Origin of the sequence: Pseudomonas sp. B329 (assembly GCF_023127835.1) — a bacterium.
GTDB lineage: Bacteria > Pseudomonadota > Gammaproteobacteria > Pseudomonadales > Pseudomonadaceae > Aquipseudomonas > Aquipseudomonas synxantha_A.
Genome location: NZ_SPKP01000052.1, coordinates 323,190 through 337,704, shown reverse-complemented (window position 1 = coordinate 337,704; position 14,515 = coordinate 323,190). Strand labels below are relative to the sequence as shown.

At 61.1% G+C, this 14,515-nt stretch carries 17 protein-coding genes; 9 read left to right on the top strand and 8 right to left on the bottom strand.

What is annotated here, in order from left to right; translation table 11 throughout:
* Positions 1 to 41: 41 nt before the first annotated feature.
* Together E4P00_RS23530 and cyaY are read right to left on the bottom strand one after the other, a co-directional pair.
* Positions 42 to 260, bottom strand: a complete 219-nt coding sequence (locus E4P00_RS23530; protein ID WP_248133151.1) for a DUF1289 domain-containing protein — start codon at positions 258 to 260, stop codon at positions 42 to 44.
* Between the two features lie 2 nt (positions 261 to 262).
* Complete coding sequence (gene cyaY, locus E4P00_RS23525; RefSeq protein WP_032878767.1) at positions 263 to 595, bottom strand: iron donor protein CyaY; 333 nt, start codon at positions 593 to 595, stop codon at positions 263 to 265.
* Between the two features lie 238 nt (positions 596 to 833).
* Here cyaY and E4P00_RS23520 point away from each other — a divergent pair, with 238 nt between their 5' ends.
* Genes E4P00_RS23520 through E4P00_RS23495 form a run of 6 tightly spaced genes read left to right on the top strand, consistent with a single transcriptional unit; the run spans position 834 to position 5,416 of the window.
* Positions 834 to 1,001, top strand: a complete 168-nt coding sequence (locus E4P00_RS23520) for a lipoprotein (protein ID WP_003195417.1) — start codon at positions 834 to 836, stop codon at positions 999 to 1,001.
* Positions 1,002 to 1,010: 9 nt separating this feature from the next.
* Positions 1,011 to 2,258 (top strand): diaminopimelate decarboxylase, encoded by a 1,248-nt coding sequence (lysA, locus tag E4P00_RS23515; RefSeq protein WP_248127662.1) that lies wholly within the window; start codon positions 1,011 to 1,013, stop codon positions 2,256 to 2,258.
* Between the two features lie 3 nt (positions 2,259 to 2,261).
* On the top strand, positions 2,262 to 3,092 hold the full coding sequence (gene dapF, locus E4P00_RS23510; protein WP_078822621.1) for a diaminopimelate epimerase: 831 nt from the start codon (positions 2,262 to 2,264) through the stop codon (positions 3,090 to 3,092).
* A 13-nt stretch (positions 3,093 to 3,105) separates the two neighbouring features.
* Positions 3,106 to 3,822, top strand: a complete 717-nt coding sequence (locus tag E4P00_RS23505) for a DUF484 family protein (protein ID WP_005792447.1) — start codon at positions 3,106 to 3,108, stop codon at positions 3,820 to 3,822.
* Positions 3,823 to 3,824: 2 nt separating this feature from the next.
* Complete coding sequence (gene xerC / locus E4P00_RS23500; protein WP_032878757.1) at positions 3,825 to 4,724, top strand: tyrosine recombinase XerC; 900 nt, start codon at positions 3,825 to 3,827, stop codon at positions 4,722 to 4,724.
* Positions 4,721 to 5,416, top strand: coding sequence for an HAD-IA family hydrolase (locus E4P00_RS23495; protein ID WP_078822622.1), 696 nt, complete (start codon positions 4,721 to 4,723; stop codon positions 5,414 to 5,416). The genes xerC and E4P00_RS23495 overlap by 4 nt, the downstream gene beginning before the upstream one ends.
* Positions 5,417 to 5,610: 194 nt before the next feature.
* Here E4P00_RS23495 and sutA read toward each other — a convergent pair whose 3' ends face one another.
* The 4 genes from sutA to glnK all read right to left on the bottom strand — a co-directional run bounded on the left by sutA (position 5,611) and on the right by glnK (position 8,391).
* Positions 5,611 to 5,943, bottom strand: coding sequence for a transcriptional regulator SutA (gene sutA, locus E4P00_RS23490; RefSeq protein ID WP_032878753.1), 333 nt, complete (start codon positions 5,941 to 5,943; stop codon positions 5,611 to 5,613).
* Positions 5,944 to 6,045: 102 nt separating this feature from the next.
* Complete coding sequence (locus E4P00_RS23485) at positions 6,046 to 6,471, bottom strand: secondary thiamine-phosphate synthase enzyme YjbQ (RefSeq protein WP_005792453.1); 426 nt, start codon at positions 6,469 to 6,471, stop codon at positions 6,046 to 6,048.
* Between the two features lie 209 nt (positions 6,472 to 6,680).
* The gene (locus E4P00_RS23480) at positions 6,681 to 8,018 is read right to left on the bottom strand and encodes an ammonium transporter (RefSeq protein WP_032878752.1); all 1,338 of its coding nucleotides are present in this window, start codon (positions 8,016 to 8,018) and stop codon (positions 6,681 to 6,683) included.
* Between the two features lie 34 nt (positions 8,019 to 8,052).
* The gene (gene glnK, locus E4P00_RS23475; protein WP_002555808.1) at positions 8,053 to 8,391 is read right to left on the bottom strand and encodes a P-II family nitrogen regulator; all 339 of its coding nucleotides are present in this window, start codon (positions 8,389 to 8,391) and stop codon (positions 8,053 to 8,055) included.
* A 422-nt stretch (positions 8,392 to 8,813) separates the two neighbouring features.
* On the opposite strand from glnK, the gene E4P00_RS23470 reads away from it, so the two are divergent.
* Positions 8,814 to 9,077 carry an accessory factor UbiK family protein gene (locus E4P00_RS23470; RefSeq protein ID WP_122675333.1) on the top strand — a complete coding sequence of 88 codons (264 nt, stop codon included), beginning with the start codon at positions 8,814 to 8,816 and terminating at the stop codon, positions 9,075 to 9,077.
* A gap of 215 nt (positions 9,078 to 9,292) precedes the next feature.
* Positions 9,293 to 10,789 carry a YifB family Mg chelatase-like AAA ATPase gene (locus tag E4P00_RS23465; RefSeq protein WP_005792457.1) on the top strand — a complete coding sequence of 499 codons (1,497 nt, stop codon included), beginning with the start codon at positions 9,293 to 9,295 and terminating at the stop codon, positions 10,787 to 10,789.
* A 6-nt stretch (positions 10,790 to 10,795) separates the two neighbouring features.
* Here the strand turns inward: E4P00_RS23465 and E4P00_RS23460 are convergent, their stop codons facing one another.
* On the bottom strand, positions 10,796 to 11,371 hold the full coding sequence (locus E4P00_RS23460; protein WP_032878749.1) for a TetR family transcriptional regulator C-terminal domain-containing protein: 576 nt from the start codon (positions 11,369 to 11,371) through the stop codon (positions 10,796 to 10,798).
* 112 nt (positions 11,372 to 11,483) lie between these two features.
* Between E4P00_RS23460 and E4P00_RS23455 the strand changes: the two genes are divergently transcribed.
* On the top strand, positions 11,484 to 12,398 hold the full coding sequence (locus tag E4P00_RS23455; protein ID WP_179119857.1) for an ABC transporter six-transmembrane domain-containing protein: 915 nt from the start codon (positions 11,484 to 11,486) through the stop codon (positions 12,396 to 12,398).
* A gap of 3 nt (positions 12,399 to 12,401) precedes the next feature.
* Here the strand turns inward: E4P00_RS23455 and E4P00_RS23450 are convergent, their stop codons facing one another.
* Positions 12,402 to 14,378, bottom strand: coding sequence for a methyl-accepting chemotaxis protein (locus E4P00_RS23450; RefSeq protein ID WP_148853801.1), 1,977 nt, complete (start codon positions 14,376 to 14,378; stop codon positions 12,402 to 12,404).
* Positions 14,379 to 14,515 lie beyond the last annotated feature (137 nt).

Genomic DNA, 14,515 nt, shown 5'->3' with positions numbered 1-14,515 from the left:
ACCCGGACACTACCACAGCGTCACAAATAAACAAGATGCTGTCAGGCTTGGGCCTTGCGCTGCTCAGCTTGCGCGCAGATCACCCGGCGCCGCGCATCGTCGGCGGAGCGCCATTCACGGATGTCTTCCACGTGGCGGAAGCAGCCGAGGCAGACTTTCTGCTCGTCCAGGCGACACAAACTGATACAAGGTGACGGCACCGCCGGGCTGACATTGCTGAACAGCGGCTTGGGCGTGCGTACAGGTACAGGCTGGGTCACGGTCAGATCTCTTCGAAATCCAGCTCGGCGCCGGTATATTCCTCGACGAGGCGCGCGAGCATTTCGCCCAGCAACTCTTCACTTTTGTCGCACTGCCATTTGCCGCTTTCTTCGTCGTAGTCGAAGTGAACGCCACCGGAGCGCGCAGCCAGCCACAGCTGACGCAGCGGCTCCTGGCGACTGAAGATCAGTTGCGGGCCGCTCTCGAACTTGACGGTCAGCACACCAGCCGAGTTTTCCAGATCCACATCCAGGTCGCTGTCGTCGAAAATATCTTCCAGCTTCTCCTGGGTGGCATCCACCAGGTCGTGAAAACGGGCTTCGGTCAAACTCATTGTGGCAACCTCAAAAGTGTCTGGTTTTGCTCAAGCGGGGCACAATACGGACGCGCTTCGCCGATTGCAAAGGATACCGATTTCATAACAGATGGCAGTACGAAATATCATCAAGTAGCGTAGCCCGCTTCTTGTGCTCCTCGGCAAAGCCCCGCCGGACGGGTAGTGCGGCGCATAGGCAAGCTGCCGGGTGGTCGGTATACTCGGGCGCAATTAATGCATATTCAAGGATTTCGCCATGAAGCGCCTGATCTCTTCCCTTGCTGCGCTCGTCGCGGTCGCTTGCCTCGTTAGTGCCTGTGGCCAGAAAGGCCCGTTGTACCTGCCGGATGACAGCAAAGATCCGAATGAACAGGCGCAATCGTCGCAAAAGCCGTCAAAAGCGCATAAGCACGACACCTACTAAGGGAAACTTATGGACGCTTTTAACTACCGGGACGGCGAGCTGTTCGCGGAAGGCGTGGCGCTGTCCGCGATTGCCCAGCGCTTTGGTACCCCGACCTACGTGTACTCCCGTGCGCATATCGAAGCCCAATACCGCTCGTTCACTGACGCCCTCGATGGCGTGCCGCATCTGGTGTGCTACGCGGTCAAGGCCAACTCCAACCTGGGTGTGCTGAATGTCCTGGCACGCATGGGCGCCGGTTTCGACATCGTCTCCCGTGGCGAGCTCGAACGCGTATTGGCCGCCGGCGGCCAGGCTGAGAAAATCGTGTTCTCCGGCGTCGGCAAGACCCGCGAAGACATGCGCCGCGCCCTGGAAGTCGGCGTGCATTGCTTCAACGTCGAATCCACCGACGAGCTGGAGCGCCTGCAAGTCGTTGCCGCCGAGATGGGCGTTCGTGCGCCGATCTCCCTGCGCGTCAACCCGGATGTCGACGCCGGCACCCACCCGTACATTTCCACCGGTCTCAAAGAGAACAAGTTCGGCATCGCCATCGCCGACGCCGAAGAGGTGTACATCCGCGCCGCGCAACTGCCGAACCTGGAAGTGCTGGGTGTCGACTGCCATATCGGCTCGCAACTGACCACACTGCCACCCTTTCTGGATGCCCTTGACCGTCTGCTGGCCTTGATCGATCGTTTGGGCGAGTGCGGCATCTACCTGCAGCACATCGACCTGGGCGGCGGCGTCGGCGTACGTTATAGAGACGAAGAGCCACCGTTGATTAGCGACTATATCCAGGCCGTGCGCGAACGCATCGAAGGCCGCGACCTGACGCTGATGTTCGAGCCGGGCCGCTATATCGTCGCCAACGCCGGCGTGCTGTTGACCCAGGTCGAGTACCTCAAGCACACCGAACACAAGGACTTCGCCATCGTCGATGCGGCGATGAACGACCTGATCCGCCCGGCGCTGTACCAGGCCTGGATGGATGTCACCGCCGTGACGCCTCGCGCAAGCGAAGCACGTACCTATGACATCGTCGGCCCGATCTGCGAGACCGGCGACTTCCTGGCCAAGGATCGTCAGCTGGCCCTGGAAGAAGGTGATCTGCTGGCCGTGCATTCGGCGGGTGCCTATGGGTTTGTCATGAGTTCCAACTACAACACTCGCGGCCGTGCCGCCGAGGTGCTGGTGGACGGTGATCAAGCATTTGAAGTGCGTCGCCGCGAGACGGTAGCCCAGTTGTATGCTGGCGAAAGCCTGCTGCCGGAGTAAGCCATGCTGCTGCGTTTTACCAAGATGCACGGGCTGGGCAATGATTTCATGGTTCTGGACCTGGTCAGCCAGCACGCGCACATCCTGCCCAAACACGCCAAACAGTGGGGCGATCGTCACACCGGCATCGGTTTCGACCAGTTGCTGCTGGTGGAGGCGCCGAGCAACCCGGAGGTGGACTTCCGCTACCGGATCTTCAATTCCGACGGTTCCGAAGTGGAACAGTGCGGCAACGGTGCGCGCTGCTTTGCACGCTTTGTGCTGGACAAGCGCCTGACGGCCAAGCGCCAGATTCGCGTCGAAACCAAGGGCGGTGTGATCGAACTGGATATTCGCAGTGACGGCCAGATCAGCGTCAACATGGGCGCGCCACGCCTGGTGCCGGCGGATATTCCGTTCCAGGCCACCGAGCAGGCCCTCAGTTACCCGCTGGACGTGGATGGCAAAACCGTGGATATCGCCGCCGTGTCCATGGGCAACCCCCATGCGGTACTGCGGGTCAACGACATCAATAACGCCCCGGTGCACGAACTGGGGCCGAAGATCGAACATCACCCGCGCTTTCCAGCGCGGGTCAATGTGGGCTTCCTGCAGGTGATCGACCGTACCCGCGCGCAATTGCGCGTTTGGGAACGCGGCGCCGGCGAAACCCAGGCTTGCGGTACCGGCGCTTGTGCCGCTGCCGTAGCCGCGATCAGCCAGGGGTGGATGGACTCGCCGCTGCTGATCGACCTGCCCGGTGGACGCTTGTCCATCGAATGGGCAGGCCCTGGCCACCCGGTGATGATGACCGGGCCGGCCTCGCGTGTATACGAAGGACAGGTCCGTCTATGAGTGAGCCAAGCCAATGACCGATAAGCCTCAAGTACCCGCACACGCTACCCCGAGTGAAAGCCTGGAGGCCGCTGCTGTCGCGGCGTACCTTGAGGCTAATCCGGACTTCTTCGTCGAGCATGAAGAACTGCTGCCGGCCTTGCGCATTCCCCACCAGCGCGGCGATACCGTGTCGCTGGTGGAACGACAGATGAAGATCCTGCGCGAGCGCAATATTGAAATGCGCCATCGGCTTTCCCACCTGATGGACGTGGCCCGCGACAACGACCGCTTGTTCGACAAGACCCGCCGCCTGATCCTGACCCTGATGGACGCCGCCAGCCTGGAAGAAACGGTGATCGCCGTGGAAGACAGCCTGCGCGAGGACTTCCAGGTGCCCTTTGTCAGCCTGATCCTGTTCAGCGACAACCCGATGCCGGTGGGTCGCTGGGTCACAGGTGGTGAAGCACAGACAGCCATCGGCGGCTTGCTGTCCGAAGGCAAGACTGTCAGCGGCACCTTGCGTGAACATGAACTGGACTTCCTGTTTGGCGCCGAGCAGCGCAAGCAGATCGGTTCTACCGCCGTCATCGCCGTCAGCCATCAAGGCTTGCACGGCGTGCTGGCCATCGCCAGCCGTGACCCTGCGCACTACAAAAGTTCGGTGGGCACGCTGTTCCTGACCTACATCGCCGAAGTACTGGGCCGCGTCCTGCCGCGCCACACCACCACACTGCGCGCGGTGCGCTGACCATGGAGCGGCAACTGGACGCCTACTGCGCTCACCTGCGCAATGAGCGCCAGGTGTCGCCCCACACCCTTGAAGCCTATCGGCGGGACTTGAACAAGGTCCTGGCCTATTGTGAGAAACAGCACGTCAGTAGCTGGAAAGCCCTGGATATCCAGGCCCTGCGCAGCCTGATCGCCCGGTTGCACCAGCAAGGCCAGTCCTCGCGCAGCCTGTCTCGCCTGCTGTCGGCAGTGCGCGGCCTCTATCACTATCTCAATCGCGAAGGCTTGTGCGATCACGACCCGGCCAATGGCCTGTCCCCGCCCAAAGGCGAGCGGCGCCTGCCCAAGACCCTGGATACCGATCGTGCCTTGCAGCTGCTCGATGGTGCGGTAGAGGATGACTTCCTGGCCCATCGCGACCAGGCAATCCTTGAGCTGTTCTATTCTTCGGGCCTGCGCCTGTCGGAGCTGACAAGCCTGAACCTCGATCAGTTGGACCTCGCCGATGGTCTGATACAAGTGCTCGGCAAAGGCAGCAAGACCCGCGTACTGCCGGTGGGCAGAAAAGCCCGCGAAGCCTTGCAGCTATGGCTGCCACTGCGCCTTTTGACCAACCCGGCGGACGATGCGGTGTTCGTCAGCCAGCAAGGCCGACGCCTGGGGCCCCGAGCGATCCAGCTTCGGGTCAAGGCCGCCGGCGAGCGGGAGCTGGGGCAGAATCTGCACCCGCACATGCTGCGCCATTCCTTCGCCAGCCACCTGCTGGAGTCCTCCCAGGATCTGCGCGCCGTACAGGAACTGCTCGGCCACGCCGATATCAAGACCACTCAGATCTATACACACCTGGACTTCCAGCACCTGGCAACGGTGTACGACAGCGCCCATCCCCGGGCCAAACGCATCAAAGGCAGCGACTCATGAGTATCAAGCTGATCACCTTCGACCTGGACGACACCCTCTGGGACAACGTACCCGTCATCATCAGCGCCGAAGCGTCGATGCGCGAATGGCTGGCGCTCAACGCCTCCAAGGTCGGGGACCTACCCCTGGAGCATTTCGCCAGCCTGCGCCAGCAAGTATTGCAGCGTCATCCCGAGCTCAAGCACCGCATCAGCATCCTGCGCCATCGGGTGTTGATGCTGGCATTCGAAGAGGCCGGCTATCCCCAGCCTGAAGCGGCGCAAATGGCGGATGTGTGCTTCGAAGCGTTCATCCATGCACGTCACCAGCTCACCGTGTTCCCGGAAGCCGAGCCGATGCTCAAGGCGCTGCGCCAGCACTTCCTGCTGGGGGTGATCACCAATGGCAATGCCGATGTGCAGCGCGTTGGCCTGGCGGAGTACTTCCATTTTGCCTTGCGCGCTGAAGATATCGGCATCGCCAAGCCGGACGCGCGGCTGTTTGACGAAGCGTTGCAGCGTGGCGGGGTGGACGCCAGTGCGGCCGTGCATGTGGGCGATCACCCTGGGGATGATATCGCCGGGGCACAGCAGGCCGGGTTGCGGGCGGTGTGGTTTAACCCGACGGGCAAAGTGTGGGATGCGCCAAAGCGCCCGGATGCAGAGATTCGTAGCCTGACAGCACTACCGGAGTTGCTCCTCAGCTGGCAGTAACACTAGAGATCCAACTGTGGGAGGGGGCTTGCTCCCGATTGCGGTGTATCAGGTACCCAATGTACTGGCTGACACACTGCAATCGGGAGCAAGCCCCCTCCCACATTTAGAACACCACAAGGCTCGGATAAATCATCAGGCATGAAAAAGCCCGCAGCGACGGCGGGCTTTTTCTTACAAGCAGGAGGCAGACCTTAGATAGGTCGGCTGCCGTACTTGTTATCCGGCTTCTTCGGTGGGTCTGCAACCACGTTAGCCTCGACTTCGACCACTTTGCCGCCTTTAGCGAGGAACTCTTCCATCGCACGGGCCAGGGCATCGCGCTCTTTGTTCTTGGCTTCAACGCTTGGCAGCTCGTCTACCGAAACAGCAGCCTTGGCTTTGCCTTTGGCTTTGGGAGCCGCGTCATCGGCACCGCCATCCTCGGCATCGTCAGCAACGTCTTCCGCCGCTACTTCAAGACCTTCTTCGGTGTCGTCTTCATCACCTACTTCGAGGTCGTCTTGTTCCAGATCATCGTCGCTCATGTTCTACCTCATGACTTGCGAAAAGCAGATTAGTTATAGCCCAGCTTCACCCTCTGTCGAGGTCGCCGGAAAAAAATCAACATCCACCGGATTTCCAGTGGCTTATGCCTCTTCACCGTGCAAGGTGGCGAGGACTTTACGAGCACCGCCATGATCACGGTGCTCGCCCAGATAAACACCTTGCCAGGTCCCCATCGCCAAGCGGCCGGCCTTGACCGGCAAACTCAGCTGGCAACCCAGCAGACTGGCCTTGAAGTGCGCCGGCAGATCATCCGGACCTTCGTCGTTGTGTTCAAACCCTGCGCGGCCCTGTGGCACCAGCAGGTTGAAAAAACGCTCGAAGTCACGGCGAACCGCCGGGTCGGCATTCTCGTTGACGGTCAACGAGGCCGAGGTGTGCTGCAGCCACAAATGCAACAGGCCCACACGGCAAGCCTTCAATTCAGGCAAGCCGGCAAGCAACTCGTCCGTTACCAGATGAAAGCCCCGGGGCTTGGCCCGCAGGGTAATCAGGGTCTGTTGCCACATACAGTTCTCCGCCCATCGGCGCGCATTCTAGCGCGCTCTGGGAAAAAACAAAGTGCCGAATACGCCTTCATGCCTGTAAGACATTTGCACTCTGAAAAGTGCCGTGTGGATCCCATCACAAAGTTGATAAAAAACCCATACACCTTTAGCCAAAGACAAACACCAGACAAAAAAATGCCCGGCAAGCCGGGCATGTTTTTTTCGCGTACTTACAAGTTGTAGCCGCGCTCGTTGTGTTGCGCCAGGTCGAGGCCCACAGCCTCTTCTTCCTCAGTGACACGCAGGCCCATGACCATGTCCAGCACCTTGAGGATGACGAAGGTCACGATGGCTGTATAGATCACAGTGAAGCCTACGCCTTTGCACTGGATCCAGACCTGGGCAGCGATATCGGTCACGGTGCCGAAACCGCCCAGTGCCGGGGCTGCAAACACACCGGTGAGGATCGCACCGACGATACCGCCGATACCGTGCACACCGAAGGCGTCCAGGGAGTCGTCGTAGCCCAGCTTGCGCTTGAGGCTGGTGGCGCAGAAGAAGCACACCACACCGGCAACCAGCCCGATCACCAGAGCACCCATCGGGCCCACGGTGCCAGCGGCTGGCGTCACGGCGACCAGGCCGGCCACCACACCTGAGGCAATGCCCAGTGCACTTGGCTTGCCGTGAGTGATCCACTCGGCGAACATCCAGCCCAGCGCCGCAGCAGCCGTGGCAATCTGGGTCACCAGCATCGCCATGCCCGCCGTGCCGTTGGCCGCCGCAGCGGAGCCGGCGTTGAAGCCAAACCAGCCGATCCACAGCATGGCCGCGCCGATCAAGGTATAACCCAGGTTGTGCGGTGCCATTGGTGTAGTCGGGAAGCCTTTACGCTTGCCCAGCACGATGCACGCCACCAGGCCCGCCACACCCGCGTTGATGTGCACGACGGTGCCGCCGGCGAAGTCCAGCACGCCCCAGTCCCACATCAGGCCACCGTTGCCGCTCCAGACCATGTGCGCGATCGGCGCGTAGACCAGGGTGAACCAGATAGCCATGAAGATCAGCATCGCGGAGAACTTCATGCGCTCTGCGAAGGCACCGACGATCAGCGCCGGGGTGATGATGGCGAAGGTCATCTGGAAGGTGATGAACACGGCTTCCGGAAACAGCGCCGCAGGCCCGGTGATGCTGGCCGGGGTGACACCCGCCAGGAACGCCTTGCCCAGGCCGCCGAAGAAGGAGTTGAAGTTGACCACACCCTGTTCCATACCGGTGGTATCAAACGCGATGCTGTAGCCGTAGACGACCCACAGGATGCTGATCAAGCCGGTGATGGCAAAGCACTGCATCATCACTGACAGAATATTCTTGGAGCGGACCATGCCGCCGTAGAACAGCGCCAGGCCAGGGATGGTCATGAACAGCACCAAAGCGGTGGCGGTCAGCATCCAGGCGGTGTCGCCGGAGTTGAGGACTGGAGCAGCCACTTCGTCTGCCGCCATGGCCAGGCTTGGCATTACGATGGACAGCAGGGCTCCGAGCCCTGCGAATTTACGCAGAGTCATAGTGTTTTCTCCTGGGGCGTTGGGGTTTGGCGGCTTAGATTGCGTCGGTATCGGTTTCGCCGGTACGGATGCGAATAGCCTGTTCCAGATTGACCACGAAGATCTTGCCGTCACCGATCTTGCCGGTGTTGGCCGCCTTGGTTATCGCCTCGATAACCCGGTCAAGATCCTTGTCGTCAATGGCGACATCAATCTTCACCTTCGGCAGGAAATCGACTACGTATTCCGCGCCACGATACAGCTCGGTATGACCCTTCTGCCGACCGAAGCCCTTGACCTCAGTAACGGTAATGCCCTGCACGCCGATCTCGGACAGTGACTCGCGTACATCGTCCAACTTGAACGGCTTGATGATGGCAGTGACTAGCTTCATGAAAACTCTCTCCCGAATTGGTGGACTTGCCCCAGGAAAACAAACCCGTCTCAAGTCTAAGCGCAGTGCCTGGCTTTGTAACGCATCGTCGCCTCGGCATTTGCCGTTGCGACGCCAGCGATCCACTGGTGACGAAACCTGTACCCCTGATCCGTCGGCGCACTGCATTCGTCACAGCGACTGCATCAGTGCATGGGTCATGATCGTCTAAGCAGAAACCTTGCCAGCTCCGTAAAAACCACTGAAATCAGTCCCTTGCTCACTTGTGCCCACCCACGGGGCGTGCGTGTGGCCGCAATGCGCATCAAAACGGTGCGCAGCCGCCCGCTTTGATGCGCGAAAACCGTGCGCAACGCGGCATGAAAAAGACTATAGACGCTGCGTGATACACTGCTGGCCAACTGTTTTCCGGAATGTTTCCCATGCTCGCGCCCAAAGACCTCCTCGACGCCCTGAGCGGCCACGCCTCTCGCCTGTTCAGCGGCGACACCCCGCTGCCCCGCAATGAAATCGAAAGCCAGTTCAAGGCATTGCTGCAAAGTGGTTTCAGCAAGCTCGACCTGGTCAGCCGGGAAGAGTTTGACAGCCAGATGGTGGTGCTGGCCCGCACGCGTGCGCGGTTGGAGAGCCTGGAGGCGAAGGTGGCTGAACTTGAAGCACGGTTGGCGCCAGCCTCTGCTGAATAAACACGGTTAGTGTGGGAGCTGTCTTGCCTGCGATGGCGGTGCATCAGCGGATGATTCTTTGCTGACATACCGCTATCGCAGGCAAGCCAGCTCCCACATTTGTTTTGCATTGCCGCCCGGATACGTTCTGTAAAATCTCCCTCGCCCCGCTCCGTCCCACCTCGTCTACCCTTGAAAAACCCGCAGGAAGCGGCCCACCCATTCAAGGAACGAGCATGTCCCTCGCTATCGTGCACAGCCGCGCCCAGGTCGGCGTTGAAGCCCCCGCCGTCACCGTTGAAGTGCATATGGCCAATGGCTTGCCATCGCTGACGCTGGTGGGCCTGCCGGAAACTGCAGTGAAGGAAAGCAAGGATCGCGTTCGCAGCGCCATTCTCAACTCGGCGCTGCAATACCCGGCCCGGCGCATCACCCTCAATCTCGCGCCCGCCGACCTGCCCAAGGACGGCGGGCGCTTTGATCTGGCGATTGCCCTGGGGATCCTGGCGGCCAGTGTGCAAGTGCCGGCCTTGATGCTTGATGACGTGGAGTGCCTTGGTGAGTTGGCGTTATCGGGCGAGGTACGGGCGGTGAAGGGTGTGTTGCCGGCCGCGCTTGCGGCGCGCAAGGCCGGGCGCACCGTGATAGTGCCCAGGGCCAATGCCGAGGAAGCCTGCCTGGCGTCGGGGCTCAAAGTGATTGCGGTGGACCACCTGCTGCAAGTGGTGGCGCACCTTAATGGGCATGTGCCGATTGAGCCCTACAGGTCCGACGGCTTGCTGTACTTGAACAAGCCTTACCCGGACCTGAGTGAAGTGCAGGGCCAACTGGCAGCCAAGCGCGCCTTGCTGATTGCGGCGGCCGGCGCACATAACCTGCTGTTCAGCGGGCCACCCGGTACCGGCAAAACCCTGTTGGCCAGCCGCCTGCCGGGCTTGCTGCCACCGCTGAGCGAGCAGGAGGCGCTGGAAGTGGCCGCGATCCAATCCGTGGTCAGCCTGGCCCCCCTGAGCCATTGGCCCAATCGCCCGTTTCGCCAGCCGCACCACTCGGCATCCGGCCCGGCGCTGGTGGGTGGCGGCTCGAAGCCGCAGCCGGGGGAAATCACCCTGGCCCATCACGGCGTGCTGTTTCTGGATGAGCTGCCGGAATTTGATCGCAAGGTACTGGAGGTGCTGCGCGAGCCATTGGAGTCGGGGCATATCGTGATCTCCCGAGCCAGGGACCGGGTGAGTTTCCCGGCACGCTTCCAATTGGTCGCGGCCATGAACCCCTGCCCGTGCGGCTACATGGGCGAACCCAGCGGGCGTTGTCGGTGCACGCCGGAACAGATACAACGCTATCGCAACAAGCTATCCGGGCCGCTGCTGGACCGGATTGATTTGCACCTGACAGTCGCGCGGGAGGTCACTGCGCTGAGCCCCTCCCAACAGGCCGGTGACACCACCGCGCAAGCGTCCGCCCAGGTGGCGCAAGCCCGTGAACGCCAGCACCAGCGCCAGGGTTGTGCCAATGCATTCCTCGATCTGCCACGGCTACGCGAACACTGCCAGTTGACCAAAGCCGATGAAAGCTGGCTGGAAAGCGCGTGCGAACGACTGACATTATCGCTGCGTGCAGCCCATCGGTTGCTCAAGGTGGCTCGCACCCTGGCGGACCTTGAGCAAGTGGAAGGCATCGCCCGCCATCATTTGGCGGAGGCGTTGCAGTACCGACCAGCCGCTCATGGCTAGCACTTGTCAGGCAAAATCCAGCAGCAGCCTCGCCACTTCCAGCACCTCTTCCAGCACCGCTTCTGCCGACTCTGCGGAAGGCTTGAGCATCAGGTCATCGGCATAGCCCATCGCCAGGGCGAAGATCTGCCGTGCAGCGCGCTGACACGACTCGCAGCGAAAGACGCCATCGGCAACGCCCCGCTCGATCACTTCGGCAAGCATGCCTTGCCACTGGGCGTTGATCACCAGGTAAGCCTGGGCCATTTGCGGGTCGTGCATGGCTTCGTCCCAGGCGTCGAGCCACAGCGCCCAAGCGGCGTCAGCGGTGCTGGGCAGGCAGTCGCGCAAGAACCCCATTAGCGCCTCCAGCGGTGGCGCATCGGCCAACGGCTCGCGCACTTCATCCAATTGCTCATTGGCAAAGCGCACAAAAGCTTCGCGACGCAGTTCATTCCAGTCACTGAAATAGTGATAGACGTGACTGCGTGACAGCCCGGCATGTTCGGCCAAGTCACGGGTGGACACCGCGGCAAAGCCCTTGCTGCGAAACAGCTCAAGAGCGGCGGCGATGATCTGGTCTTTACGGTCGATACGCGACATGGGCAATTCCTTCGGGCGCCGGTAGATGAGCGGCGCTTGCTTTTTGAGCGATCGCTCAAGGATACTTGAGCAGTCGCTCAATAATAGCGTCTATCACTCCTTTGGTGCACCCATGACATCCGTCACCCCCCAAATTCTGATCGAAGAAAGCCAGAAAATCGGCCAGCAGTCCGCCAGCCAGACACTCAAGGCTATTGCCAAAGCCTATCCCGGCAAACTGTCTTGCACCTTGTCGCTGGTGGCGCTGGAGAACGCACTGTTGTTGGCCTATCCGCTGTTTGCCGGGTTCGCGGTAGATTCGATTATCCGCGGCGATGCCACCAGTGCGTTGTTCTATGCCGCCGTGGTCATGGCGTTCTGGGTGGTCGGGGCGGCACGGCGAGCGCTGGATACACGCACGTTCACGCGCATTTACGCCGACCTTGCGGTGCCAGTCATCCTCAACCAGCGCCAACAGAACCACAGCACCTCGAAATCAGCGGCACGGGTGGTGCTGGCACGGGAATTTGTCGACTTCTTTGAAAAGCACGTGCCAATCATCGCCACGGCGTTGGTGTCGATTGTGGGCGCGGCGGTAATGTTGATCGTGATTGAGCCATGGGTAGGCATGGCCTGTCTGGCCGCGCTGCTGCTGTGCATGACCTTGTTGCCACGCTTTGCACAGCGCAATCAGGAACTACACGAGCGCCTGAATAACCGCCTGGAGAAAGAAATCGGCCTGGTCGAAAAGGTCGGCGCGCCGACCCTGCGACGTCACTACCAGGTGCTGTCGCGCCTGCGCATCTGGCTTTCAGACCGCGAGGCTGCGGCGTACCTGTTTCTCGGTACGCTCGCGGCTTTGCTGTTTGTGGTCGCGATCAGCCAGTTGGCCTTGTCCCCAGGGGTCAAGGCCGGCCACATCTACGCGGTGATGACTTACCTGTGGACCTTCGTGACCAGCATGGATGAAGCGCCAGGTATGGTCGACCAACTGGCGCGGCTCAAGGACATCGGCAAGCGCGTAGACCCAGGGCTGGGCGACCACTAAGCCTCAACGAAACCGGTCCACCTCCTGACGCAAGCCTGCCGCCAAGGTTTCCAGTTCCTTGGCGGTGACTGCCAGGTTCGACACCACTTCGCGCTGCTCGCTGTTGGCCAGGGCAATGCTCTGCAAGTTACTGCTGAGCAGGGTTGCGGTGCTGCTCTGCTCCTGGGTGGCGGTGGTGATCGCAGCGAATTGCTGGCCGGCCGAGCGGCTTTGCTCATCGATACGCGCCAGGGCCGAGGCGACGTCGGCGTTGCGCGACAGGCCGTCCTGCATCAATACCTTGCCGTGTTCCATGGTGCTGATGGCGTTGCCGGTTTCCTGCTGGATGCTCTGGATCATCGCCGAAATTTCATCGGTGGCCTGGCGGGTGCGCGAGGCCAGGTTGCGCACTTCGTCGGCGACCACGGCAAAACCGCGGCCTTGCTCACCGGCGCGGGCGGCTTCGATGGCGGCGTTGAGCGCCAGCAGGTTGGTCTGTTCGGCGATGGAGGTAATCACACCGACGATCCCGCCGATTTCCTGGGAGCGCTGGCCCAAGGTGTTGATCACTGCGGCTGTGCTGTTCAGGGCAGTGGCAATATGCTCCAGCGACGATGACGCCTCTTGCATCGAGGTGCGGCCGATCCGGGTCTGCTGGGCATTCTCTTGCGCCAGGCGCTCGGTGTTGCCCATGTTGTCGGCGATGTTCAACGAGGTAGCGCTGAACTCTTCCACCGCGCCGGCCATACTGGTGATCTCGCCGGACTGTTGCTCCATGCCTTCGTAGGCGCCACCGGATAGCCCCGACAGCGCCTGGGCGCGGCTGTTGACCTGTTCGGCAGCACTGCGGATATGCGAAACCATGGTCGACAGCGCCTCACCCATCTGATTGAAGCTGCGCGCCAACTGCCCGATTTCGTCATGGCTGGACACGTTAAGGCGTGCGCTCAAGTCGCCTGCGCCCAGAGCTTGCGCCTGGCGTACCAAATCACTCAATGGCGCCAGCTTGCTGCGCAACAGCCACACCGTGGCGCCCACTGCCAGCAACATCGCCAGCACGCTGCCGATCACCAGGCGAATCCCGACTTCCCACGTCACGGCGCGTATTTCCGCCTTGGGCATACTCGCCACCACCGCCCAGGGGCCGCCTTCGAACGGCACCGAAACGCTGTAGAAATCTTCGTTATTATCGCTCCAGAAACGCCCTGCCCCCGGCGTCTTTGCCAGGTCGAGCATCACGGCAATGGCCTGGTCCGGCGCCTGCACGCCGGCTGGCGGCACCAGCCAATGCTTCTGCTCATCCAGCAGCGCCAGGGAGCCGGTCTGGCCGAGGCGGAAGCGCTTGAGGTTTTCAAACTGGGCGTTCTGCGCGTCGGTGTAATCGAAGCCGATAAACAGCACGGCGATGACCTTGCCGTTGCTGTCACGTACCGGGCTGTACTGGGTCATGTAGGAACGGTCGAACAATACCGCACGGCCGATATAGGTCTGGCCATCGGCAACACGCTGGTAAGCCGCGCCCTGCCGGTCAAGCACGGTCCCGATGGCACGATTGCCATCCTGCTTGGTCAGGGAAGTGCTCACGCGGATAAAGTCGTCGCCGCTGCGCACGAATACGGTGGCCACACCGCCGGACATTTGCTTGAACTCATCCACTTCTTCGAAATTGTTGTTCAGCACCTCATTACCCAGGTACAGGCTCGGCGTCTGTACACCGGCCACGGCCACGGGTTGGTCGGCACGCACACTCAGGCCGGCGCCGAAGCGTTTTTCAAACAGCCCGCTCAAACGCTGGGTACTCTCGCGCAAGGTGCTGTGGAAGGTATTGAGTTGGTCGGCGAGCAAACGCGCCTCGCTGGCCAGGTGCTCCTCACGGGTGTCGAGGTTGGCGGAGTCAAGGGAACGCAGGGCAAACACAGTGCTGCCGCTGATAACGACAGCCAGAATCACTGCAAGGGCGAGACCTAACTGGGAGGCAATCCGGGCACGAGGTTGAGACATGACAGCTCCTGGCCGAGGCCAGGATCATCCTGATCTCATAGCGCTGCTCGGCAAATTATCTAGTGGGAAACGTTGGTGCACGATGGTTCCAACACACCTTCTTCGGCGGCACTTGGTAATACTTGAGCGAATCACAG

Coding starts and splice junctions, on each gene's coding strand:
- dapF (WP_078822621.1), top strand. CDS start 2,262: ATGCTGCTGCGTTTTACCAAGATGCACGGGCTGGGCAATGATTTCATG.
- E4P00_RS23505 (WP_005792447.1), top strand. CDS start 3,106: ATGACCGATAAGCCTCAAGTACCCGCACACGCTACCCCGAGTGAAAGC.
- xerC (WP_032878757.1), top strand. CDS start 3,825: ATGGAGCGGCAACTGGACGCCTACTGCGCTCACCTGCGCAATGAGCGC.
- E4P00_RS23520 (WP_003195417.1), top strand. CDS start 834: ATGAAGCGCCTGATCTCTTCCCTTGCTGCGCTCGTCGCGGTCGCTTGC.
- E4P00_RS23495 (WP_078822622.1), top strand. CDS start 4,721: ATGAGTATCAAGCTGATCACCTTCGACCTGGACGACACCCTCTGGGAC.
- lysA (WP_248127662.1), top strand. CDS start 1,011: ATGGACGCTTTTAACTACCGGGACGGCGAGCTGTTCGCGGAAGGCGTG.
- E4P00_RS23485 (WP_005792453.1), bottom strand. CDS start 6,471: ATGTGGCAACAGACCCTGATTACCCTGCGGGCCAAGCCCCGGGGCTTT.
- sutA (WP_032878753.1), bottom strand. CDS start 5,943: ATGAGCGACGATGATCTGGAACAAGACGACCTCGAAGTAGGTGATGAA.
- E4P00_RS23465 (WP_005792457.1), top strand. CDS start 9,293: ATGTCCCTCGCTATCGTGCACAGCCGCGCCCAGGTCGGCGTTGAAGCC.
- E4P00_RS23480 (WP_032878752.1), bottom strand. CDS start 8,018: ATGACTCTGCGTAAATTCGCAGGGCTCGGAGCCCTGCTGTCCATCGTA.
- E4P00_RS23455 (WP_179119857.1), top strand. CDS start 11,484: ATGACATCCGTCACCCCCCAAATTCTGATCGAAGAAAGCCAGAAAATC.
- E4P00_RS23470 (WP_122675333.1), top strand. CDS start 8,814: ATGCTCGCGCCCAAAGACCTCCTCGACGCCCTGAGCGGCCACGCCTCT.
- E4P00_RS23450 (WP_148853801.1), bottom strand. CDS start 14,378: ATGTCTCAACCTCGTGCCCGGATTGCCTCCCAGTTAGGTCTCGCCCTT.
- glnK (WP_002555808.1), bottom strand. CDS start 8,391: ATGAAGCTAGTCACTGCCATCATCAAGCCGTTCAAGTTGGACGATGTA.
- cyaY (WP_032878767.1), bottom strand. CDS start 595: ATGAGTTTGACCGAAGCCCGTTTTCACGACCTGGTGGATGCCACCCAG.
- E4P00_RS23460 (WP_032878749.1), bottom strand. CDS start 11,371: ATGTCGCGTATCGACCGTAAAGACCAGATCATCGCCGCCGCTCTTGAG.